Source organism: Nocardia brasiliensis ATCC 700358 (assembly GCF_000250675.2).
In the GTDB taxonomy this organism is placed as follows: domain Bacteria; phylum Actinomycetota; class Actinomycetes; order Mycobacteriales; family Mycobacteriaceae; genus Nocardia; species Nocardia brasiliensis_B.
Genome location: NC_018681.1, coordinates 7,461,274 through 7,485,293, shown reverse-complemented (window position 1 = coordinate 7,485,293; position 24,020 = coordinate 7,461,274). Strand labels below are relative to the sequence as shown.

Here is a 24,020-nt window from a genome sequence, read left to right as displayed (position 1 = left end):
CGACGGCAGGCGTTGAACGTGTGTGGCTCGAGATTGAGGAATGGGTTGTGACGGATCTTCCGGCGGTGGACGGGCACGATGAATTCGCTTTGACCGGAGCGCAACTCGGGATCTGGAACGCCCAACGGCTCGACCCCGACACCCTCGGTTATCTGGTCGGCGAGGTGCTCGAGATCGCCGGACCGGAACCCATCGATCTGGATCTGCTGGACACCGCGATTCGCCGCACGATCGCCGAATCCGACACCATGCGTTTGCGTTTCAGCGAAGGCGCGGACGGGCCGCGGCAGCGGATCACCGACGCCGCGGCGCAGCTGCGACCCACCGTGGATCTGCGCGGCGAGGCGGATCCGACCGCCGCCGCGCATCGCGCGGTCGAGGCGGAGCGGATCCGGGCCGCGCGGGCGTGCCGGGGGATGGTCGATCGGCAGCTGTTCAACTACACCCTGCTGCGCCTGTCGGACAACGAGGTGTGGTGCATCCAGCTCTATCACCACCTGATCATCGACGGGTACAGCGCGGCACTGGTTTCGCGTCGGGTGGCCGCGCACTACACGGCCCTGGTGCGCGGCACCGCCGTCGCGCCGGTGCGCTGGGGTTCGATGACGACGTTGGTCGCCGAGGACGCCGCGTACCAGGCCGGACCCGAGTTCGAACAGGATCGTGCGTACTGGCGCGACCTGCTCACCCCGCTGCCGTCGCTGGACGGGCGCGGCAGCCAACCGGACGGACCGGCGGAGCACACGCATCAGGCGCGCGCCGTGCTCGACGCCGAGTTCATGGCCCGGGTCGGTGCGGTGGCCGAGGCGAACGGCACCACCTGGGCGGACGTATTGGTCGGCGGCTACGCGGGATTCGTGCACCGGCTGCTCGGCGAGACCGACGTGGTGATCGCGTTGCCGGTGATGGCTCGTGTCGGCCGCACCGCGCTGACCACACCGTCCATGGCGGTCAATGTGCTGCCGCTACGGCTCGCGGTGTCCGGTCACGACGGGATCGGCGCGCTGAGCAGGCGGGTCGCCGACGCCCTGCGCGGCCTGCGGGCGCACCAGCGGTACCGCGGCGAGAACCTGGCCCGCGAGTTCGGCGCCGCGCAGACCGGCGCGCTGCTGCACGGGATCGGTGTCAATCTCAAGGCTTTCGACGTCGCCCTCGATTTCGCCGGCGCGGTCGGCACGTTGCGGAATGTGGCCGGTGGTCCGCCCGAGGACCTCGGGCTCACCGTCACCCCGCTGTCCGGCGGACGGATCCAGCTCGGCTTCGAGGTCGATGCCCGCTCGGTCGACGCGGAGACGGTGCAGCGGCGCATGGCCGGGCTGGTCCGCGTGATCGGCGAACTCACCGACGGACAGGATCGGACGATCGGGCGGGTCGCGCCCTACCCGCCCGCGGACGCGGCACGGATCCTCGCCGAGCGGGCGAGTGCGGCGCTGCCCGGTACGCCGGAAGACCTGTCCACGGCCTTCGACCGGATGGTGGCCGCGTACCCGGCGCGCGTCGTCCTGGTCGCGGGCGAAACCCGGCTCACCGCAGCGGATCTCGGCAGACAGGTGCACCAGCTGGCCCGTTTCCTGCGCGGCAGGGGAGTCGGACCCGACGACATCGTGGGTCTCGCGCTACCCAGAACCGCCGAGATCGTGGTGGCGATGCTCGCCGTGCAGCATGCCGGCGCGGCGCATCTGGTGCTCGATCCCGAGCACCCGACCGAGCGGCTGCGCGATATCGTCGACGACGCCCGCCCCGTGCAGGTGCTCGCGGTGGACGCCTTGGCCGAGGTGCTGGCCGGCGAGGCCCGGCCGACCCCGATCAGCTTGTCGGACAGTGCCGTTCGTGCGCTTATCGACGCCGCACCGGACGGCCCGCTGAGCGCGGCGGAGCTGGCCGCGCCGCGTCACCCCGAACATCTGGCCTATGTGGTCTACACCTCCGGCTCCACCGGGCGCCCCAAGGGCGTCCTGGTCCGCTCCGGCGGCGCGGCGCATCTGCTGCACCACCATCGCTCGACCATCTACGCCGAGGCGGCGGATCGGGTGGGCGGCAGGCAGCTGCACACCGCGCACACCGCGTCCTTCGCGTTCGACGCGGCGCTCGATCAGCTGCTGTGGCTGCTGTGCGGGCATCGGGTGCACCTCTACGACGCCGAATTGCAGCGCGACGCCGCCGCGCAGGTGGCCGCGTTCGCCGCCGACCGGATCGACGTGGTCGACACCACGCCGTCGATGGCCGCCGCGTTGATCGACAACGGCATGCTCGGCGCGCGACATCGCCCGCAGCTGTTGCTCTTCGGCGGCGAGGCGGCCTCGCCCGCGCTGTGGGAAACGATCGTCGCCTCGGGCGTGGCCGCGCGAAACATGTACGGCCCCACCGAAGCCACCGTCGACGCGCTGACTGCGCCGGTGTCCGGTTCCGTGCCGCACGTGGGCGGACCGCTGGTCGGGATGAGCACCTATTTGCTCGACAGCGCACTGCAGCCCGTCCCGCATGGGGAGGTCGGCGAGTTGTACCTCGCCGGGCCGCAATTGGCGCGCGGCTACCTCGGCCGCCAAGTCGTGACGGCCGAGCGGTTCGTCGCCGACCCGTTCGGCACACCCGGTGCGCGGATGTACCGCACCGGCGACCGCGCTCGGTGGCGCACCGGCCACGGCTACGAATTCCTCGGCCGCGGCGACAATCAGGTGAAGATCCGCGGCCACCGGGTCGAGCTGGGCGAGGTCGAGGCGATCCTGGGCGCACTGCCCGGGGTGGCTGCCGCGGCGGCGGTGATCCGGAGCACCGCGGGCCTGGCTCAGCTGATCGGCTATCTCGTGCCCGCGTCGGGACAGCGACTCGACGGGGCCGACGAATTGCGGCACCGGCTCGCGAAAACCGTTCCCGACCATCTGGTTCCGTCCGTGCTCGTGGTGTTGGACGCCCTGCCGACCACGGTGAACGGCAAGCTGGATCGTGCGGCCCTGCCCGCGCCGCAACTGGTTTCGAGCGGCCGCGCGCCGCGCACCGATCGTGAGCGCGCCGTGTGCGCCGTGGTCGCCGAGGTGCTCGGCCGGCCCGCGGTGAGCGTCGACGACGAGTTCTTCGGGCTCGGCGGCGACAGCATCACCGCGATCAGCGTCAGCAGCCGGCTGCGCGCGCACGGCCTGCTCGTCCAGCCGAAAGCAATACTGGCCCAAGGCGATCTGGGCACCATTGCGGCAACCGCCGACCGCCTCGCCGACGAGCCGCGCGCGGTGACCGACGACGAGCCGACCGGCGTGGTCCCACTGCCGCCGATCGTGCGCGCGTTGCTCGACGCGAACCCGGACGAGGCGGCGATCGCCGGGTACGCCCAGTGGACCGTGCTCGCCCTGCACGAGACGCTGGATTTCGCGCAGCTACGGTCCGGGGTGCAGGCCATGCTCGACCGGCACGACGCGCTGCGTGCCGTGCTGGACACGGAAACGACGCCGCCGACGCTCACCATCGGCGCGCCGGGCTCCGTCCAGGCCGCGGATATTCTCGGCGAGCTGGATGTCGAGGACGTCTCCCGGATACCGGCCCTGGCACAGGATCTCGCCGATCAGCTGAGCCCGCGCGCGGGCCGCTGTCTGCGCGTCGCGCTGGCCCGGACCCCGGCGGGCGCACCGGATCGGCTGCTCGTGGTGGCCAATCACCTTGCCGTCGACGGCGTTTCCTGGCGGGTACTGCTGCCCGAGTTGCATGCCGCGTGCCGGGCGGCGCGCGACGGGCAGCCCGTGCAGTTGGTGTCCAAAGGCAGTTCGTGGCGGCGCTACGCCACGATGCTGGCCGAGGCCGGCACGGCCGGAACCTACGCCAGGGAAGCGGAACACTGGCGGGCGGCGCTCGGCCGGGCGACGACGGCCCCGCTGGGTGCACGGGCTCTCGACCCGCGCCGTGATCACGCGCGAAGCGCGGTGCGCACCAGAACGTTCGCTGCTGCGGCCATCACCGAGGCCCTGCTCACCACGTTGCCCGTGGCGTACCGGGCCGGTGCCGACGACGTCCTGCTCGCCGCCCTGCTGCTCGCGGTGAACTCGTGGCGGCACAGCCGTGGCGAGGCCTTGGAGGCGGGCCGGCCGGTCACCGTCGAGGGACACGGACGCGACCCGTTGGCGGCGGACACCGATTTCGCGGGCACCGTGGGCTGGTTCACCAGCGAGTACCCGGTCTGGGCACCGGCCGACGGTATCGACACCGCGGCCGGACTGGCCGAGGCCCTCGCCGGTGGTGCGGCGGCCGGCCGGTTGCTGCGCGCGGTGAAGGAAGCCAAGCGCGCCGTGCCCGGTGGCGGCGTCGGTTACGGCGTGCTGCGCCACCTGGATCCGCGGACCGCGCCCGATCTCGCGAGCACACCCGCACCCGAGTTGCTGCTGAACTACCTCGGCCGGTTCGCCGCGTCGCCCGGTACCGATTGGCAACTGCCGGAAGAAGATCCGTTTGCGGTGTGCGAACCCGCGGGCAAGGCCCTGTCGGAGGTGCTGGCGCTCAACGCGTTCGTGCACGAGCAGGGCGCGCCCCGGCTCGCCGTGGAATGGACGGCAGCGGGGGAGGTGCTCGGCGCGGCGACGGTGACCGCCCTGCAAGAACATTGGGAACTCGCGCTGGAGGCGTTCGCCGCCCACGCGGTGCTGTTCGAGGGCGGGCTGACGCCGTCGGACTGCCCCGAGGTCCCGGCCACGCAGGACGGCATCGACGAACTGGAAGCCCTGCACGGACCGCTGGCCGCGCTGCTGCCGCTCTCGCCGTTGCAAGAGGGTCTGCTGTTCCACGCGATCCGCGACGGCGCGGCCGACGTGTACACCCTGACCGCGCGGATCGATCTGACCGGGCCGCTCGACGAACAGCGGCTGGCGACGGCCTTCGACGCCGTACTCGCCCGGCACCCTAATCTCGGCGCCGCATTCCACTACACCGCGCTGGACCGGCCCGTGCAGGCCATTCCCCGGACGCTGCGGATGCCGTGGCGCTACGCCGACCTGTCCGCGCTGCCCGTGCGGACCGCGGTCGCCGCCGCGGACCGGCTCGAAACCGAAGCGGCCGCACATCATTTCGTGGTCGATCGCTCGCCGCTGTTGCGCGCCTTGCTGATTCACCTGCCCGACGCGCAGCACCGGTTGGTGCTCAACGCGCACCATCTGCTCACCGACGGCTGGTCCACCCCGATCGTGCTGCGTGAGCTGCTCGCGCTCTACCACCGCGCCGAACTGCCTGCCCCCGCCGCATACCGCGACTACCTGGCATGGATCGCCCGGCAGGACCGAGGCGCGGTGCGCGACGCGTGGGCGGCCAGGCTGGCGGGTCTGGCCGCGCCGAGTCTGCTGTCCACGACATCGACCGGCGCACAAGACTTCCGGCAGGTGCCGGTCCCGCTGTCCGAAGCACAGGCCGCCGCGCTCGTCGCACTGGGCCGGCGCCGCGGGTTGACGCTGAACACCCTGGTGCAGGGCACCTGGGCGGTCGTGCTGGCCGAACTCACCGAGCGGGCCGACGTCGTCTTCGGTGCGACCGTATCCGGTCGTCCGGCCGAACTACCCGGCGTCGAAGCCATGGTCGGCTTGTTCACCAACACCATTCCGGTGCGCTGCACCCTCGCGCCGGAGCGGCCGCTGCTCGACCTGTTCGCCGAACTGCAGGAAACACAGTTCGCCATGCAGGAATTCGAGCAGGCGAGTCTGGCCGAGATCGAGCGCGCCGCCGGGCTGGGCCAGCTGTTCAACACCCTGGTGGTGTTCGAGAACTTCCCGAACTCCGGTGCGCAGCAGCCTGAATCGCACGAGCTGCGGATCGCGGGCTTCCACAATCACGGACTCACGCACTACCCGGTCACGCTGCTCGCCCCACCGGGCGAACGACTGGAGTTGGTGGTCTACCACGACCGGGCCGCTGTCGCGGACGTGACGGTCGGCCGGATCATCGATCGGATCGCGCAGGTGTTGCGCACGGTGGTCGAGGCCGAGGGCACGCGCGTGGGCGAACTGCTCGACATGTCCGGCTGGGTGACGCCGAGTGCGCCGGTTCGGACACCGGATCGCCCGCGGGTGATCGACAGTCCCGGTGTCGCCGACGATGCGGTGCTGTCGGCGATCCGCGAGGGCGCGGCCGGAGTGCTCGAGCTTGCCTCGATCGGTCCCGACGACGACTTCTTCGCGCTGGGCGGGCATTCGCTGACGGCCATGCGTTTGGTGGGCAAACTGCGCAGGCTGGGCGTCCGGGTCGCGATCACCGATGTGTTCGACGCGCCGACGGCGCGCACCCTCGCGGCTCGGGCGCAGATCGATCCGCGGCGCTTCGGGCAGCGCGCGGTCGCCGAAACCAGTGAAGTAGCAACGGCCCCAACCGATTTCACGCCCGCGGTGCTCGACCGCGTGGGTTCCGGCGCGCCGTTGTCGCCCGCGCAGGAGCGCCTGTGGTTCCTGCACCGGTTGGAAGGACCGTCCACCACCTACGACGTGCCGGTGGTCGTCCGGCTGCGCGGTGCGCTCGACAACGACGCGCTCGCCGCCGCCTGGCGAGACGTGCTGGCGCGACATCCGGTGCTGCGCACCACCTATCCGCAGGACGCGGCCGGATCCGCCACGTTGCACCTGCTCGCGGCCGCCGAGGCGGCAGGACTGGACTGGCACGCGGTCGGTGCGGAAGGCCTCGACGCGGCCGTCGCGGCCTGCCTGACCCAGCCCGTGGACATCACCGCCGCGGCACCGGCGCGGGCCACGCTGCTCGAGGTCGCGCCCGACGACCACGTTCTGGTACTCGTCGTGCACCACATCGCCTTCGACGCCACGTCGCTGCGCCCGCTGTTCGACGACCTGGACACCGCGTATCGGGCGCGGGTGAAAGACGAAGCGCCCCAGTGGTCTCCGGCAGGCACGGACTATCGCGAGTATGCGGCGCGGGAGCGTCGCCGCCAGCAACAGGACGCCTACGCCGGGCAACTGACGTACTGGCGCGACACCCTCGCGGGTCTGCCCGCCGAGCTGGAGCTGCCGTTCGACCGGCCGCGCCCGGCGCGGGCCGCGTACCGCGGGCACACCGTGCTCCGGCCGCTGCCTGCCGGACTACGCGCGGCGATCACCGAGCTGTGCGGCGAGTACGGCGTCAGTCCGCTGATGGTGTTGCAGGCGGCGGTGGCCACCACCTGGTCGGCCTTCGGCGCCGGGCGCGATATACCGCTGGGCAGCACGGTGTCGCATCGGGACAGTGTGCTGGACGACGACGCGGGCGAATTCGGTGACACCGTAGGGTATTTCGTCAACACCCTGGTCGTCCGCTGCGATCTGAGCGGCCGTCCGAGTTTCGCGGAGCTGCTCGCTCGCGTGCGGGTCGCCGCGCTGGACGCGCTGGCGCACCAGGACGCACCGTTCGAGCGGGTGGTCGACGCCGTGGCTCCGCCGCGTTCGCTGGCTCGGCATCCGCTCTTCCAGACCATGGTCGCCTATGAACCGGCGGCCCCCGCCCCGAAGCTCGGCGGGCTCGTGGTCGAACCGGTGCCCCCGGTCACCACCGCCGCGCGTTTCGACACGGCGGTGTGGCTGGCCGATGCCGGCGCACTGGACGAGGCGAACCTGCGTCTGGTGGTCGACGCCGACCTCTTCGACCCCGCGACCGCGGACGCGCTCGCCGATGGCCTGGTCGCCGTGCTCGAGCGGGTCGTGCCCGAGCCGACGGCAGGCATCTTCGAAACCGCCCTGACCGCAACCGATCCGGCGCGTGATCCGGCGCGGCGCTCGACCACACCGCCCGGCGTCGCGGTGCGCTTCGCGGACCAGGTGCGTGCGACCCCCGACGCGACCGCCGTCGTCTGCGGCGCGGACTCGCTCACCTATGCCGAACTCGCGACGCGGACAGCGGATCTCGCCGCGCTGCTGCTGGCCGCGGGCGCGGGGCCGGAGCAGGTGGTCGGCGTCGCGCTGGCCCGCTCGACGGATCTGATCGCCGGACTGCTCGCCGTGCTGCGCCTCGGCGCCGCCTACCTCCCGCTCGATGTCGACTACCCGGCGGATCGCCTCGCGTACATGCTCGCGGACGCGACCCCGGTGTGTGTGCTGACAAGTTCCGATCTCGCGGATCGGTTGCCTGCGGGCGGACCGCCCACGGTGCTGACCGACGGTGCGGCACAACCGGATCCGGTCGCGCTGCCGCTGCCGCGGCCGGCCGACGAGCGCCTGGCCTACGTGATCCACACCTCCGGCTCGACCGGAAAGCCCAAGGGCGTCATGGTGACCACGGCGAATCTCGCGGCGTTCGCCGAGACCGTCGGCGGGGAGGGCTGGATCGGCCGCGGCGATCGGATCGTGGCCGTGACGACGGTGTCCTTCGATATCGCCGTCCTGGAGCTGCTGCTGCCGTTGACCGTCGGCGCGACCGTGGTGCTCGCCGATCGGGCCACCGTCCGGGACCCGGACGCGTTGCACGCCTTGATCGCCGAGAGCGCCGCGACGCTCGTGCAGGCGACGCCCTCGCTCTGGCGCGTGCTGGTCGAACACGAAGACGCGCCGCGGCTGGCCGCGGTGCGCGCGCTGGTGGGTGGTGAGGCGTTGCCCGCGGATCTCGCGGTGGCGCTGGTCGCCACTTGCCGGTCGGTGCGGAATGTGTACGGGCCCACCGAGGCGACGGTGTGGGCGACGGCGCGCGACCTGCGCGACGGCGAGCAGGTCACCATCGGCGCACCGTGGACCGACGTGCACACGCGAGTGCTGGACGAGCATCTGCGCCCGGTGCCGCCGGGCGTGGCGGGCGAGCTGTATCTCGGTGGCGCGCAAGTGGTTCGCGGCTACCTGGGCAAGCCGGAACTGACCGCGGCGCGCTTCGTGCCGGATCCGGATCTGCCCGGCCGGCGGCTGTACCGCACCGGTGATCTGGTCCGGCAGCGCGCCGGACGGCTGGAATACCTGCGCCGCAGCGACGATCAGGTGAAGGTGCGCGGCTTCCGGATCGAGCTGGGCGACGTCGAGTCCGCGCTGCGTGCGGTCGCCGGGGTCGCCAGGGCGGCGGCCACGGTCCGCGCGGACAGCGCGGGCACCGGCAGGCTCTTCGGCTACGTCGTCGCGTCGCCGGGCGGCACGCTCGACCCGGCGGCGGTACGCGCCGCCGTCGCGGGCATTCTCCCCGAATACATGGTGCCGCAGGCGATCGCGGTGCTGGACGCGCTGCCGTTGACGCTCAACGGCAAGGTGGACCGGGCCGCGCTGCCCGAGCCGACCCGGACCGACACCGCGCGTCGCGCGCCCCGCACGGCCGCCGAGCGGACGCTGTGCGCGCTGGCGGGCGAGGTGCTCGGCATCGCCGCACCGGGCCCGGACGACGCCTTCTTCGCGCTCGGCGGCGACAGCATCTCCTCGGTGCGGCTGGTGACCGGAGCACGGCGGCACGGCTTGGTGCTGAGCGTCGCGGACGTGTTCGAACACCCGACCCTGGGCGAGCTGGCCGCGGCCGCGACGGCGGCGGACACCGCGGCCGCACCCGTCGCCGCGACAGAACTCGTCACCGTGGACGCCGATCAGCGTGCCCGCCTGGACGCGCTGTGCCCGGCGTGGCAGGAAGCGCTGCCGCTGAGTCCGTTGCAAGAGGGCATGTACTTCCAGTCCGTGGTCGATCGGGCCGCGGGGTCGGACGCGTATCACATGCAGGTCAGCTTCGTGTTCGAGGCCGCCCGGCCCGCCCGCGCCGACCTGTTGCGCCGCGCCCTCGACGCGGTGCTGCGCAGGCACGCCAACCTGCGGGCCGGTTTCACCCACGCGGGCTTCGGCGCACCGGTGCAGTTCATTCCGGGTGCGTGGGAAACACCGTGCCGGGAAGTCGATCTGCGCACGACCGACGACGCCGCGGCTGCCGTGGCGGCGCTGGCGGACGAGGAATACCGCACGCCTTTCGATTTCGGCGCACCGCCGCTGATCCGATTGGTGCTGGTGCGTTTGCCGGACGGCACCAGCCGCACCGTCTTCACACTGCATCACCTGCTGATCGACGGCTGGTCGCTGGCCCTGCTGTTCACCGAACTGTTCACCCTCTACGAGCGGGCCGAAACCAGCTCCGCCGGCGAGCTGGACGTGGCGCTCGAACCTGCCGCCGACTTCCGCGACCAGCTGCGCTGGCTGGCCGGCCTGGATCACGGCGCGTCGGAAAAGGCTTGGCACGCCTATCTTTCCGACCTGCGGCAGCCGACCCTCGTCGGCACCGGGGCGACGGACCGGTCACCGCTGCCGGGCCGGTCCCGGATCGAACTGCCCGCGGCGACCTCCGCGGCGCTGCGCGCTTTGGCCGGGCACGGCCAGGTCACCCTGTCCACGGTGGTGTCCACCGCGTGGGGACTGGCGTTGCGCGCGAGTACCGGGCTCGACGATGTGGTGTTCGGTTCCACCGTCTCCGCGCGCTCGCCCGAGGTGCCGGGCGCGGAACGGATGATCGGGTTGGTGCTCAACACGATTCCGGTACGTGTCCAGGTGCGCCCGGGGGAGCCGTTGCTGGATCTGCTGCACCGGATGCTGCGGGAGCAGGGTGGTCTCGTCGCGCACCAGCAGCTCGGCTTGGGCCGCATCCAGCGCGCGGCCGGATACCCGACGCTGTTCGACACGCTCTATGTCTTCCGTAACCTGCCGCGCGACGAGAGCGGCGCCGCAGACGTTTTCGCGCGCACCGGCGTGGTCGGGCGCGAAGCGGTGGACAGCACGCACTACGCCTTGACCCTCGATGTCGATCCGGGCGCGGGGTCGGATCCGCTGCGGATCACCCTGGAACACCGGGCCGATCTGATCCCGGACGGGCTGGCCGAGCAGATGCTGGCGCGGCTGGTCACCATCCTCGAACAGCTCGCGGCACCGGACACCGTCGCGGGCCGCACGGTGGTCGCGGACACCGCGGTGCCGGTCGCCGCCGCGCCGGAGTTCACGCCGGAGCGGGTGCACGTGCCGCTGCCCGGGCAGCCCGGCGGCAGCGTCGACGCCCTGCTGCGCGAACGGGCCGCCGCAACCCCGGACGCCCTTGCGCTGGTGTGCGGACCGGTCGCGCTGACCGCGCGGGAACTGGACGATCGGGTCGACCGGATGGCTCGGTTGCTGGCGAGCCGCGGCGTGGGGATCACCGATGTGGTCGCGCTCGCGCTGCCGCGCATCGCCGATCACGTGGTGGCGATCTTCGCGGTGATGCGCACCGGGGCGGCGTATCTGCCCCTGGATCTGACCCACCCGCCCGCCCGGCTGCGTGCGCTGCTCGCCGACAGCGCGGCATCGGCGCTGATCAGCACCGGTACCCATCGGGAGAGCGTGATCGATGGCGACGGCGGACCGCGGGTGCAGTTGCTGATCGATCAGCCCGACGTGGCGCGCGTGCTCGACGGTGCGGTGCCGCCGCCCCCGGTGCCCGAGGTGGCGGTGGCCGGTCCGAGCTGCGCCGATCAACCGGCCTACGTCATCTACACCTCGGGCTCGACCGGTCGCCCGAAGGGCGTGGTGATCGGTCATCGCGGTTTGACCACGATGTACCACAACCACCTCGACGAGATCTTCGGCCCGACCGACCGTCGCGCGAACCGGGGCAGGTTGCGCGTGGCGCACACCGTCTCGTTCTCCTTCGACATGTCGTGGGAGGAACTGTTCTGGTTGCTCGCCGGGCACGAGGTGCACGTCATCGACGAGCAGGCGCGACTGGAGCCCGCCGCGCTGGTCGCGCACTACCAGGACGTCGGCATCGACGCGGTCAACGTGACGCCTTCCTACGCACGGGAACTGCTCGCGGCGGGGCTGCTCACCGGCGCGCATGTGCCTGCCCTGGTGCTGCTCGGCGGTGAGGCGGTGCCGCCGGATCTGTGGACGCTGCTGCGCGAACATCCGGTGGCCACCGGTTACGACCTGTACGGGCCGACCGAGTTCACCATCAACGCGCTCGGCTCGCCGGTATCCGGCAGTGCCACACCCTGTTTGGGCCGCCCGGTGCGCAATGCGAAGGCGCGGGTGCTCGATTCGGGTCTGGCCGAGGTGCCGGTCGGCGCGCAGGGTGAGCTGTATCTGTCCGGTGACGGCATCGCGATCGGCTACCGGGATCGGGCGGGCTTGACCGCGGGCACGTTCGTCGCGGATCCGTTCGCCCCCGACGGCGGCCGGATGTACCGGACCGGAGACCTGGTGCGCCGCAGGGCCGATGGGGAGTTGGAGTACCTCGGCCGGGCCGACCATCAGGTGAAGATCCGCGGCGTGCGCATCGAGCTGGCCGAGGTGGAGACCGCGCTGGCTGCGCTGCCCGGCGTCCGGCGGGCCGCCGCGACGGTCCGCGCCGACTCCGCGGGCACCGCACGACTGTTCGGCTATGTGGTGCTCGACGCGGGCTGCGCGCCCCGCGATCTCCGCCCGGAAGTGCGGGCCAAGGTCCCGGCCGCGCTGGTGCCCGCCGAGATCGTGGTGATCGACGCGATCCCGTTGACGCCCAACGGAAAGCTGGATCGGGCGGCACTTCCGCAACCCGAGCGTCGCACGGTGCGCCGGGCGCCGGAGACGGCCCGGGAGCGGGCGGTGTGCGCGGTGTTCGAGCAGGTGCTCGAGCTCGCCGAGGTGGACATCGAGGACAGCTTCTTCGACCTCGGCGGCGATTCGCTGCGCGCGATGCGGCTGCTCGGCGCGCTGGATCGGGGACTGGGCGTGACCATTTCGCTCGGCACGCTGACCGCCCGGCCGACGGTGGCGGAACTGGCCGCGCACCTGGACCGCACCCAGGGCGCTGCGGCCGAGCCGGAGTCGTCGGCCCCGGGCCGTGAGCATGTGCTCGTGCTGCGCGCGGGCGGTGCCGAAGCGCCGCTGTTCTGCGTGCACCCGGCCGGCGGATTCGCCTGGCAGTTCCTGCCGTTGGCGACTCGGTTGACCGCGGGACGGCCGGTAATCGGGTTGCAGCTGCCCACGCTGAGCGGCGCGGCGCCGGCCGCCGCGTCGATCGACGAGCTGGCCGCGCAGTACGTCGCCACCGTACGCGCGCAGCAGCCGAGCGGGCCGTACCACCTGCTCGGCTACTCGTTCGGCGGGAATGTGGTGCACGCCATGGCGGCCCAGCTCAGCGCGGCAGGCGAGGAGGTCGCCTTCGCGGGACTGATCGATGCCGCACCGCTCGGCAGCCGGGCGGGCGCCGAACACGAGATCGATGCGGACGTCACCGAATTGCTGACCGTGCTCGCACCGGAGATCGGCAGCGCGGATCCGCAGTTGCACGCCGCGCTGCGCGCCGGTTTCACCGAATGCGTGCGACTGCTGGCGGTGTCGGCGGTTCCGGACTACACCGGCCCGCTGACGCTGTTCACCGCCGATCGGCCGCACGATGCCGTGGCCGCGCCGGGCGAGGAGCTGGCCGCGGGCTGGCGTGCGCTCGGGCTCGACCCGGTGGTGCACCATCTGCCCTTCGACCACGCCGGGCTCGTCACTGCGGCGGGCTGGGCCGAGCTCACCCCGTTGATCGAGCGGGAGCTGGGGATGAAAGTTCGTTCAACACAAGGAGACCGATGAAGTCGACCCGAACGTCCGGCCGCGCCGGACGCATGCGGCGGGCAGTCGCCCTGCTCGGCGGACTGACCATGGCGCTGGGCCTCGTAGTCGGATGCTCGTCGTCCGAGGACACCGCGGCCGGCGAGCACACCAGGACGATCACCACGGATCGGGGCGCGGTCACCGTGCCGCACGAGGCCAAACGCATCGTGGTGCTCAGCGGCAGCCTGGCCGACTACCTGTACGCGCTCGACGCGCCGGTGGTGGCCACCGACACCCGGGTCATCGGCATCACCAACCTCGACGGCGGCTTCCCGCCGCAGTGGGCGGACAAGGCGAAAGCTCAGGGCACCAAGCAATTACCGGCCGGCGCCGAACTGAACATCGAGGCCGTCGCCGACGCGAACCCGGACCTGATCATCGGTGGCGGGCAGGGCATCACCGCGGTACAGGCGGGCGAGCTCTACGACAAGCTCACCGCGATCGCGCCGACCGTGCTGGTGCCCACGAAGGTGACCAACTGGCAGGAGCAGCTGCGGATGGTCGCGGACGCGTCCGGCCGGGCCGACCGGGTGCCCGCGCTGCTTAGCGCCTACCAGGACAAGGCCGCGCAGGTGAAGGCGGCCGGCAAGGTGCCGACCGGCAAGGTGGTCTACCTGCTCTCGGTCGCCAACAAGGAGCCGTTCGTGGTGCCACAGACCGCGGCGCTGCCCAGCCAATTGGGTGAATTGGGTTTCGTCGCCGACGACGTGCTGACCAAAGCCGGGAACCCGGCACTGTACGGATCCGGTGACTCCTTCCAGGTCAGCCTCGAACTGCTGGACAAGGTCGCCGACGCGCCGGTGGCCATCGTGATCCCGGTCGGCGGGCCGAGCGCGGCCGAGCTGGGCCAGAACCCGCTGTACGCGCGGCTGCCCGCGTTCCGCGACGGCAAGGTCTACGAACTGCCCGCGACCAGCTACCGCCCCGACTACCACGGCGCGCTGACCACGCTCGACACCATCGCGAAAACCTTCGGATGAGCGTGCTGCGTCGCCTCGTCATCGATATCTCACCGCTGCGCGACAGCAAGGCGTTCCGCTATGTCTTCGCGGCCCGGCTGATCTCGCTGCTCGGGATCGGGCTGCTGATGGTGGCGCTGCCCGTGCAGGTCTATCAGCTCACCGGGTCCAGCCTGCACGTCGCGGGCGTCTCGGTGGTGACCGCGGTCGCGATGTTCGCGGGCAGTCTGTCCGGCGGTGTGCTGGCCGACCGGCACGATCGGCGGCGCACCATTCAGCTGGCGCGTTCGCTGGCCGGGGTCGGGTTCCTCATTCTCGGCGTGAACGCGCTGCTGGATCATCCACTGCTGTGGGTGATCTACGGCGCGGCGGTGCTGGACGGCGTGGCCGGCGGGGTGAGCAGTTCGGCGCTGATGGCCTTGACGCCGGCGCTGGTCGGCAGGCACCGGCTGGCCGCGGCGGGCGCGCTGATGACGCTCACCACGGAACTGGGCACCGTCGTCACGCCCGGACTCGCGGGCGTGATCATCGCCGCCAGCGGGGTTTCGGTGACCTACTTCGTCGCGGCGGCCGCCACGGCGCTCACCGTCACGCTGTTCCAGGAGGTGGGCGCGCATCCGCCGAGCGGCTCGGTGCACGAGCCGCCGTTGCGGGCGCTGCTGACCGGCCTGCGGTTCGCGCTCGGTCACCAGATCGTGCGCGGCACACTGCTGGTCGGGCTGGCCGTGATGCTGGTCAGCGGTCCGCTGGTGCTGTTGCCCGCGTACGCGGACACGGTGCTCGGCGCGGGCCCGGCCGTGCTCGGCTGGCTGTACGGCGCACCGGCGGCCGGCGCGCTGGTCGGGCTGTTCACCAGCGGCTGGACCGGGCGGGTGCACCGCAACGGGCGGGCACTGCTCGCCTCGGTGGTGTTGCTGCCCGTCGCGCTGATCGTGGTGGGCGTCGGCGGCACCGCGGTTTTCGCGGTGCTCGGCCTGGCCGGCTTCGGCTTGGGGCGCGCGGTGAACGACACCTTCCGCTTCGCGGTGCTGCAACAGCACACCCCCGACGACCTGCGCGGCCGGGTGTCGAGTCTGTGGCTGGTGCAGGCGGTTTCGGGCACCGCCGTCGGTTCGCTGGTGGCCGGCGTGCTCGGTCAGTATTTCGCCCCCGATACCGCGCTGCTCGTCTACGGCTGCGGCGCGGCGGTATTCGGGCTGCTGCTGTGCGCGGTCTCGCGTCCGGTCTGGCTGGCCACCTCGGCGGCCGACCGGCAGGCGGCCGAGCACCGTTAGGACCCGTACGGCCCGTCGAGGTGAGCCCTCCGGCTCACCTCGACGGGCGGCCGCATCAGGAGGACTGCGCCGCCTGCGCCGTGAGCGCGGCGCGCAGGGACCGGCGGCTGATCTTGCCGACACCGGTCTCCGGGAAGCTCTCGACGACCTCGAGCAGGTCCGGGATCTTCCAGGTCGCCACGCCGCGCTCGCGCACGAACTGCCGGATCTGGCCGAGCGCGGGCGGGGTGGCCGGGTCGGTCGCCAGCACGAACACGCAACTGCGTTCGCCCAGCCGCTCGTCCGGCACCGACACGACGATCGCGTCCCGAATCAACGGATGGTCCAGCAGATGTGCCTCGATCTCCTCGGCCGAGATCTTCTCCCCGCCGCGGTTGACCCGGTCGCCCAGCCTGCCCTTCACCACCAGGTTGCCGTCCGGGCGCAGGTTGACCACGTCACCGGTGCGGTACCAGCCGTCCTCGGTGAACGAGGTCGCGTTGGCCTCGGCATTGCGGTAGTACCCGCGAATCGTGTACGGGCCCTTGGTGATCAGCAGACCGTCCGTGCCGGGCGGTACCGGCTCGCCCTGCTCGTCGACGACGGCGATCCGGTCGTGGTCCGACATCGGCCTGCCCTGTGTGGCCAGAATCACCTCTTCGGGATCGTCGAGGCGGGTGTAGCAGACCAGTCCCTCGGCCATGCCGAACACCTGCTGCAGGGTGACCCCGAGCGCGGGGGCGATCCGCCGCGCCAGTTCGTCGGGGCAGCGGGCGCCGCCCACGAGCAGCACCTGCAGGCTCGAAATGTCGTAGTCCGTCCCGGCTTCCGCGCGTTCCACCCACAGTCTGGCCAGCGGCGGCACGAGGCCGGTGATGGTCACGCCGAAACGCTGGATCGCGCCGAACGCCGTGGTGGGGGAGGGTTCGATGGCCATCGCCACGGTGCCGCCGGCGTACAGCACGCCGAGGATGCCCGGCGAGCTCATCGGGAAGTTGTGCGCCACCGGGAGGACCGCCAGGTAGACGCTGGTCTCGTCGAGTCCGCAGATCTCCACGCTGCGCCGCACGCTGTACAGGTAGTCGTCGTGGGTGCGCGGGATGAGCTTCGGTGTCCCGGTGCTACCGCCGGAGAGCTGCAGGAACGCGATGCCGGACGGGTCGACCCCGGGCAACTCGCGTGGTGCGGCGCGCAGGTCGTCGAGTCCGTGGGTGCCGCCCGGCGGCAGGGCGGGGCGCCGGTGGTCGGGCACGAGGATCAGATGCCGCAGCTCGGGTGCGCTGTCGCGCAGCACCGCGCCGAGCGTGGCGTGGTTGAAGCCCTGGTGGTGGTGACAGGTGATCATCGCGATCGCGCCGCTGGCCTGCGCGATCGGGAGCAGTTCGGCCTGGCGGTGCGCGGGCAGGCAGAAGACCGGCAGCGCGCCCGCGTAGAACAGGCCGAAGATCACCTCGACGAACTCGGCGATATTGGGCAGTTGCACGAGCACCCGATCGCCCTGCTGGATACCGAGATCGAGGAAACCCGAGGCCAGCGACCTGGCCCGGGTCTCCAGCTCGGCGTAGGTCCAGCGATTGCGGTCGTCGAGCACGGCGACCGCATCGGGTGTGGCGGCCGCGCGGCTGGTGAGCATGTCACCGAAGGTTTCTCCGGACCAGTAGCCCAGGGCGCGGTAGGTATCGACTTCGTTTGCCGGCCAAGGGGTTAGGTCGGATTGCGTGGACAAGACGAGCTCCTCACGTGCTGATCACACTTGGTTTACTTTCATCAAGAATTAAGGTTAGGCTAAGCATATGTCTCGAGATGGTAAAAGTGGTGGCGGTGTGATCATCACCGGTGCTGCTGGTGGCATCGGACGGGCTGCGGCACAGATTTTCGCGGCCCGGTCCGCGGCCCCCGTGGTCCTATGGGACCACGATCCCGCAGTGCACCGCACCGCGGAAGAGATCCGGTCGAGCCGCACCGGCGTCGACACCCACGCCGAACAGGTCGACGTGACCGACGCCGCGTCCGTCGATCGGGCCTTCGCCGCCGCGGTCGAGCGGATCGGCCCGCTCGAGTCGGTGGTGCACGCCGCGGGCGTGCTGGAAACCGGCAGGATCGCGGAACTGACCGGCGACCAATGGGATCGGTGCCTGGCCGTGAACGCCACCGGCACGATGAATGTGACCCGCCGGGCGGCCGCGCTGCTCGCCGCGCGCGGTGGCGGCTCGATCGTGGTCGTCACGTCGAACGCCGCCAACACCCCGCGGGTCGGCATGGCCGCCTACAGCGCGTCCAAGGCCGCGGCCGCCGCGTTCGCCATGGCGCTCGGGCTCGAGGTGGCCGCCGCGGGCGTGCGGGTGAACATGGTCTCGCCCGGTTCCACCGACACCGCCATGCTGCGCGGCATGTGGGACCACACCGCGACCGAATTGCCCGCCGCGGCCCGCGATCAGGTGCTCGCGGGCGATCCCGAGCGCTTCCGGCTCGGCATCCCGCTGCGCCGGGTGGCGCAGCCCGAGGACGTCGCCGAAGGCATCTATTTCCTCACTTCCCCCCGCGCCCGCCATATCACCATGCACGACCTGCGGGTGGATGGCGGCGCGACGTTCGACGCATGACGGCTCTGTTCCGACCCACAAGGAGATAACTGTTGGCTATCCCGCCGATCGCACCGTATTCGATACCGGCGCGCGACGATGTCGCCGTCAATCGGGTTCCATGGACGCTGGATTCGTCGCGCGCCGCGCTGCTGATCCACGACATGCAGCGGTACTTCATCGACGCGTACCAGCTCGACCAGGAACCGATCTCGACCGCCGTCGCGAACATCCGGCGCCTGCGCAAGCAGTGCACCGAGGCCGGGGTCCCGGTGATCTTCACCATGCAGCCCGGTGACCAGCACCCCTCGCGGCGTGGCATTCTCGCCGACTTCTGGGGCAGCGGACTGAGCAACGGCCCCGAGGCCGAGGTCGTCGCCGAACTGGCGCCCGGGCCCTCCGATATCCAGGTCACCAAGTGGCGCTACTCCGCGTTCCAGCGCACCGATCTGCGCGAATTGCTGAATCACTACAACCGCGACCAGTTGATCATCACCGGCGTCTACGCGCACATGGGCTGCATGCTCAGCGCGGCGGAGGCGTTCATGAACGACATCCAGCCGTTCCTGGTGCTGGACGCGACCGCCGACTTCGGCCGGGACGAGCACCTCATGGCCATGGACTACGTCGCCCGCCGCTGTGGCGCGGTGACCACCACCGACGCGCTGGATTACGCGCTGCGGCAATCGAATGCGGCCTGACCCGGGCTTTCGACTAGTTGGAGGAGTGTTATGACCGAGCCGGTTACCATCGGCCGCGAGGATGTGATCGCCGATATCGCGGCGGCACTGGGCGTCGCACCGCATGAGGTGCCCGAAGACGGGGATCTCACCGACGCCGGCCTGGATTCGGTGCGGTTGATGTCGCTGGTCGAGAAGTGGCGGGCCAATGGCGCGACGGAGGCGGATTTCGCCACCCTGGCCGCCGAGCCGGTGCTCGGTGTCTGGCTCGACGTCCTGGTACCCGGTCACGCGGATCGGACATGACGGGCAGCACCGGTGACGAGATCGTCGATATCGCCGGGATCGGTTTCGGGCCCTCGAATCTCGCGTTGGCGATCGCGCTGGAGGAGCACAACCAAGACCGTTCACACGAGCGGCTGAGTGCCCGGTTCGTCGAGACGAAAGCGCGTTTCGAGTGGCATCCCGGCATGCTGCTGCCCGGCGCGACAATGCAGATCTCGTTCCTGAAAGACCTTGTCACGCAGCGCAATGTGCGCAGCAGGTACAGCTTCCTGAACTATCTGAAAGAACACGACCGGCTCACCGATTTCATCAACCTGTCGACCTTCCGGCCCACCCGGCTGGAGTTCCAGGACTACCTGCGGTGGGCGGCGCGCACGGTGGACGCCGAGGTGTCCTTCGGCACCACCGCGGTGTCGGTGGCCGCGGCCGGCGACTACTTCGAGATTCAGCTGGACGGTGCCGCGCCCGGCGTGCTGCGTGCGCGCAATATCGTGGTGGCCGTGGGCCTTTCGGCGCGTTTGCCGGAAGGGGTGGCCCCGAGCGCGCGAGTGTTCCACAGCCATCGCCTGCTGCCCAGCCTGGAAACGCTGCCGCGGTTGCGGCACAACAGGTTCGTGGTGCTGGGTGCGGGGCAGAGCGCGGCCGAGGTGGTCGGGCATCTGCATCAGCGCTACGAGGACGCGCGAGTACACGCGGTGTTCGGCAAGTACGGGCTCAGCCCGGCCGACGACAGTCCGTACGCGAACCGGATCTTCGACCCGGCCGCGGTGGACGACTTCTACGCGTCCTCGCCGGAGTTGCGGCGGCAGTTGATGACCTATCACCGCGGCACCAACTATTCCGCAGTGGAGCCCTCCCTCATCGAGCGGTTGTACGCGCAGGAGTACGCGGAGCGGGTCGCCGGTGATCGGCGGCTGTTCATGCACGGGGCCTCGACGGTCGCGAGCATCGAGGATTCCGGCAGCGGCGTCCGGGTCGACGTGACGCACGGGCCGACCGGCCTGACCGAGACCCTGATGTGCGATGCGGTGGTGTGCGCCACCGGTTTCCGGCCCGGCGACGTCCGGACCGTACTCGGGGAACTGGCCGAATCCGTCGCGTTCGAGAGCGGGCAGGTCCAGGTGACCCGGGACTACCGGCTGGTGCCGACCGCGCCGTTGCCCGGCGATATCTATCTGCAAGGCGGCACCGAGCACACGCACGGGCTCTCCTCGTCGCTGCTGTCGAATATCGCGGTGCGCACCGGCGAGATCGTGCGCTCGGTCGCGCGGGCGGCGACGGGTGCGCGGGCCGATCGTGCGGCGGACCGGGCGGGGAGGTAGCTACGCGATCTCCAGGCCCCGCCCGCGGGCGGCATGTGCGAAACTCGGTGTCGGACTTGGCATCCGAGTGGTTCGCGCGCATTTAAGTAATTCTAAACAGTGACAACGAACATGTTGACAAAATAAGGTGTGGCTATCCTAAGCTTCCGGCATCCCGACCACACCTACGAAGGACTTCGAAGAATGCTGATGAGGAACCTCGCCGCGACAGCCACCATGCTGATCGCCGCACTCGGTGTCGCCGCAGGCACCGCGGCCGCAGACCCGGCCGCCGCCGACGCGCCGATCAATTTCACCGCCGAGTCCACCGACACGCAGGCCATCGTCTCCCTGGACGCCGGCTCGATCGTCGTCGAGGACGGCGCGTTGAAGATCAAGGCCGCCAACGGAAACGTCGTCGCGGGCACCCCCCTGAAGTTCCGGCTCGACGAGTTCGAGTTCCCGATCGCGGCCGATATCGCCGGCCGCACGGCGACGCTGACCCCGCAGCTGGACATGAGCAAGGCCGTCTACAAGCCGGTCGCGCTGCCGTTCGAGGACAAGGCGCCGTGGAAGAGCGAGTACGACCGTGAGCAGGCCGCCTGGTCCCGCATGACCGGCACGATCAGCCTCGGCGCGAGCATCGCCACCCTGGTCGGCGGCCTCGGCGGCGCGGCCGCCATGGGCGCGCTCGGCACCGTCGCGGGCCAGATCTTCATCACCGCCCCGGTGGCGATCGGTGCGGCGATTCAGTACTTCACCACGATCAACCAGCCGTTCAACCCGGCCAAGTAAGACCTGACCCGGGTCGACAGCGCGAACCGCCCCTCACAAGGGGGCGGTTCGTTACTTTTGCGACCGAGTCGCCTGGAGTGGCTTGCCCCGCAACGAGTTCGGTGCCGCCGACGCGCGCGTTCGAATCCGCGGCATTCCTTGCGATGTGCTCCCCGCTGGCGATAGCCTGCCTGACTAGTTGCTGGACAGGGACGCCGGACGGGCGTTCTGCGCATCTCACTTTCGAGGAGCTCGTCGCGTGCGGATCTCGGTTCGAACATTGGCCGCGTTGGCGGCAGCAGCTCTACTCGGCGTCGTTCCGGGAGTGGCGCAGGCCGATCCCGCACCGGCCTCGGACAATTGCCGATCCTTTCCCTTCGAGGTAGCCCGGGGTCAGTTGGCCTCGACATTGTGCCTGCCCGCCGACGGTACGGCCGATACGGTCATGGTGCTCATGGCCGGGTCGAATTACAACGGTTCCTATTGGGATTTCCAGTACGCCCCCGAGACCTACAACTTCCGGCGCGCGATGAACGCCGCCGGATTGGCCACCCTCGTAGTCGATCGGCTCGGCAACGGTGACAGCACGCGTCCGCCGAGCCTGACCCTCACCGCGACCGCCACCGCGGACGCGCTGCACGACATCGTGCAGGCCCTGCGCGCCGGGCTCGCCGGCGCCGCGCCGTTCGCGAAGGTGATCAGCGTCGGGCATTCGCTGACCTCCGGTACCGCGGTGATCGAGGCGACCAGGCATCACGATGTGGACGGCGTTGTGCTGACCGGATATTCGCATTCGCTCAATATTCCGGAGACCCTCGGCGTGATCTCCACCTACTATCCGGCGGTGCAGGACCCCAAGTTCGCCGGGCAGGGGCTCGACTCCGGCTACCTGGTGTCCCGGCCGGGCACCCGCCTGCGCGACTTCTTCGATCCCGGCAATGTCGACCCGCAGGTCCTCGCGGTCGATGAACAGAACAAAGAAGTCTTCTCGCTCACCGAATATCCCGACGGCCTGACCTCCACCCTGCCCGGTATGTCCAGCCTCATCACGGCGCCGGTGCTGCTCGTCAACGGCAGCCGGGATCGATTGTCCTGCGGCACCAACTATTCGGTCTGCACGGACTCGGCCACCCTGCTGGCGTCGGAGTCCCAGTACTTCGGCCCGGCCGCGAAGTTGCGCGCCTTCGTGCTGCCCGGTAGCGGGCATTCGGTCAACTTGGCGCGCAACACTCGCGACTATCAGGCGGCAGTCATCGACTGGGCGAACTCGATGGTCCGGCCGTAACACCTCACTGCGCCTTGGCCTCGGGGATATAAGCGGAGTCACGGGCGCCGATCTGGGCGGGCACCTGCTGCCGCGACGCCGACTCGAGCTTCGGGCGCCGGATATCGAACAGTCCTGCGGCGCCGAACTTCCGGACGAGTTCGGTGTCGGTGATCGCGTCCAGGAACTTCTCCACATACGGGGATTTGTCGCGGGCGTGCACCGTCAGTTCGCGCCGGATCGGGCGGGGCAGCCGGACGATGGACACCAGGCGCGAGGACCCGTGCAAGGCCATGCGGGGCACCAGTGCCACGCCGACACCGTGTTCCACCAGGCTCAAGGCGGTGGACACGTCGGGCGCGCGGACCGCGAAGCGGATGTGCACGCCGGCCCGGCCCGCCTCGCGGGAAAGGATATCCGTGAGATCGGAATTCGCGCCGCAGCGAATCCACGGCGCCTCGATCAACTGCTTCCAGGAGCCGTCGAAGCTGTTGCGATGGCTGTGGTGGCACACGACGACGAGTTCCTCCTCGCCGAAGCAGTGGAACACCTTCGCGGTGGACCGCTCCAGCGGACCGACGGCGAGATCGAGCGCGCCCTCGTCGAGGGTGGAATGCAGTTCGCGGATATCGGTGAACGACCGGACCTCGATGTTGTCGATATTGCGCTCCAGCCGCATCCGATAGATCAGCGGCGGCAACAGTTTCTGCGCGATCGTCGGCGTCGTGCCGACGGTCATGACGCCGTCGCCGAACGTTTGACCCATGGCCATCGCCTGCCGGACCGAGTCGACGACATCGGAGGCCTGGGTGAAGAACTCGCGGCCGAACTTGGTGAGCCTCGATCTTCGGGATCGGGGGTCGAACAGTTTCCGGCCGAGCGAGCTCTCCAGCGAGTCGATCTGCTGCGACATCGCGGACGGCGTTATTCCGAATCGGCGCGCCGCCGCGGACAGTGAACCCAGTTGCACCGTGTTCACAAAGTAATCGAACTGCCGCAACGTGATCGTGTTGGAAGTGAGCAAGGGATAATCAGACATCGGCAACCTTCATATCGAGCCTTCGGCTCATCTACCGCACTTGCGGTCCTTCACTGAAATTTAAGTGAGCATCCGTCGCCGAGTCGTGGCAGTTGCCGATCAGCGTCGATCGACTTCGACTTCCGGCTCTTTCCGTTTACCGTGCGTTCATATCTCGAATGGTTCGGCGATGGCCGGGAAAGAACTAACTCGGAGATCGTGCCGACTTGCGCGGAGTCAGTATCTACGCGGGTGCAGGATACGTCAATGTGGAAGTATTTATCGTTCTGTTATCTGGATCACCTTGCCACTTCGCACACTGACTCGCTTGCTCTCGCTACCTGGGGTGATGGCTGCTGAACCGCCTTCTGGGTCCGTCGAGCGCGCCCCTGCATCGTGCTCATCGGATAC

At 70.2% G+C, this 24,020-nt stretch carries 11 protein-coding genes; 9 read left to right on the top strand and 2 right to left on the bottom strand.

The features are described from left to right. Window positions 1–47 precede the first annotated feature (47 nt). Genes O3I_RS33205 through entS form a run of 3 tightly spaced genes read left to right on the top strand, consistent with a single transcriptional unit; the run spans window position 48 to window position 15,726 of the window. Window positions 48–13,472, top strand: coding sequence for a non-ribosomal peptide synthetase (locus O3I_RS33205; RefSeq protein WP_014987409.1), 13,425 nt, complete (start codon window positions 48–50; stop codon window positions 13,470–13,472). Next, on the top strand, window positions 13,469–14,473 hold the full coding sequence (locus O3I_RS33200; RefSeq protein WP_014987408.1) for a Fe2+-enterobactin ABC transporter substrate-binding protein: 1,005 nt from the start codon (window positions 13,469–13,471) through the stop codon (window positions 14,471–14,473). Before O3I_RS33205 ends, O3I_RS33200 begins: the two co-directional genes overlap by 4 nt. Next, window positions 14,470–15,726, top strand: a complete 1,257-nt coding sequence (gene entS / locus O3I_RS33195) for an enterobactin transporter EntS (protein ID WP_014987407.1) — start codon at window positions 14,470–14,472, stop codon at window positions 15,724–15,726. Before O3I_RS33200 ends, entS begins: the two co-directional genes overlap by 4 nt. Window positions 15,727–15,781: 55 nt before the next feature. Here entS and O3I_RS33190 read toward each other — a convergent pair whose 3' ends face one another. Further along, complete coding sequence (locus tag O3I_RS33190; protein ID WP_014987406.1) at window positions 15,782–17,338, bottom strand: (2,3-dihydroxybenzoyl)adenylate synthase; 1,557 nt, start codon at window positions 17,336–17,338, stop codon at window positions 15,782–15,784. A gap of 160 nt (window positions 17,339–17,498) precedes the next feature. Here O3I_RS33190 and O3I_RS33185 point away from each other — a divergent pair, with 160 nt between their 5' ends. The 6 genes from O3I_RS33185 (at window position 17,499) to O3I_RS33160 (ending at window position 22,612) form a co-directional block, all read left to right on the top strand. Then, a complete protein-coding gene (locus tag O3I_RS33185) occupies window positions 17,499–18,308 on the top strand; it encodes a 2,3-dihydro-2,3-dihydroxybenzoate dehydrogenase (protein ID WP_041563022.1) in 810 nt (269 codons plus the stop codon). 32 nt (window positions 18,309–18,340) lie between these two features. Beyond that, window positions 18,341–18,988, top strand: a complete 648-nt coding sequence (locus tag O3I_RS33180; protein ID WP_014987404.1) for an isochorismatase family protein — start codon at window positions 18,341–18,343, stop codon at window positions 18,986–18,988. 30 nt (window positions 18,989–19,018) lie between these two features. Continuing rightward, a complete protein-coding gene (locus tag O3I_RS33175; protein ID WP_014987403.1) occupies window positions 19,019–19,273 on the top strand; it encodes a phosphopantetheine-binding protein in 255 nt (84 codons plus the stop codon). Continuing rightward, window positions 19,270–20,574 carry a lysine N(6)-hydroxylase/L-ornithine N(5)-oxygenase family protein gene (locus O3I_RS33170; RefSeq protein ID WP_014987402.1) on the top strand — a complete coding sequence of 435 codons (1,305 nt, stop codon included), beginning with the start codon at window positions 19,270–19,272 and terminating at the stop codon, window positions 20,572–20,574. The genes O3I_RS33175 and O3I_RS33170 overlap by 4 nt, the downstream gene beginning before the upstream one ends. 183 nt (window positions 20,575–20,757) lie before the next feature. Continuing rightward, entirely contained in the window at window positions 20,758–21,348 is a 591-nt protein-coding gene (locus O3I_RS33165; protein WP_014987401.1) for a hypothetical protein, read from the top strand. 238 nt (window positions 21,349–21,586) lie between these two features. Continuing rightward, window positions 21,587–22,612 carry an alpha/beta fold hydrolase gene (locus O3I_RS33160; protein ID WP_041563021.1) on the top strand — a complete coding sequence of 342 codons (1,026 nt, stop codon included), beginning with the start codon at window positions 21,587–21,589 and terminating at the stop codon, window positions 22,610–22,612. 4 nt (window positions 22,613–22,616) lie between these two features. Here O3I_RS33160 and O3I_RS33155 read toward each other — a convergent pair whose 3' ends face one another. Continuing rightward, window positions 22,617–23,630, bottom strand: a complete 1,014-nt coding sequence (locus tag O3I_RS33155; protein WP_014987399.1) for a LysR family transcriptional regulator — start codon at window positions 23,628–23,630, stop codon at window positions 22,617–22,619. Between the last annotated feature and the right edge of the window lie 390 nt (window positions 23,631–24,020).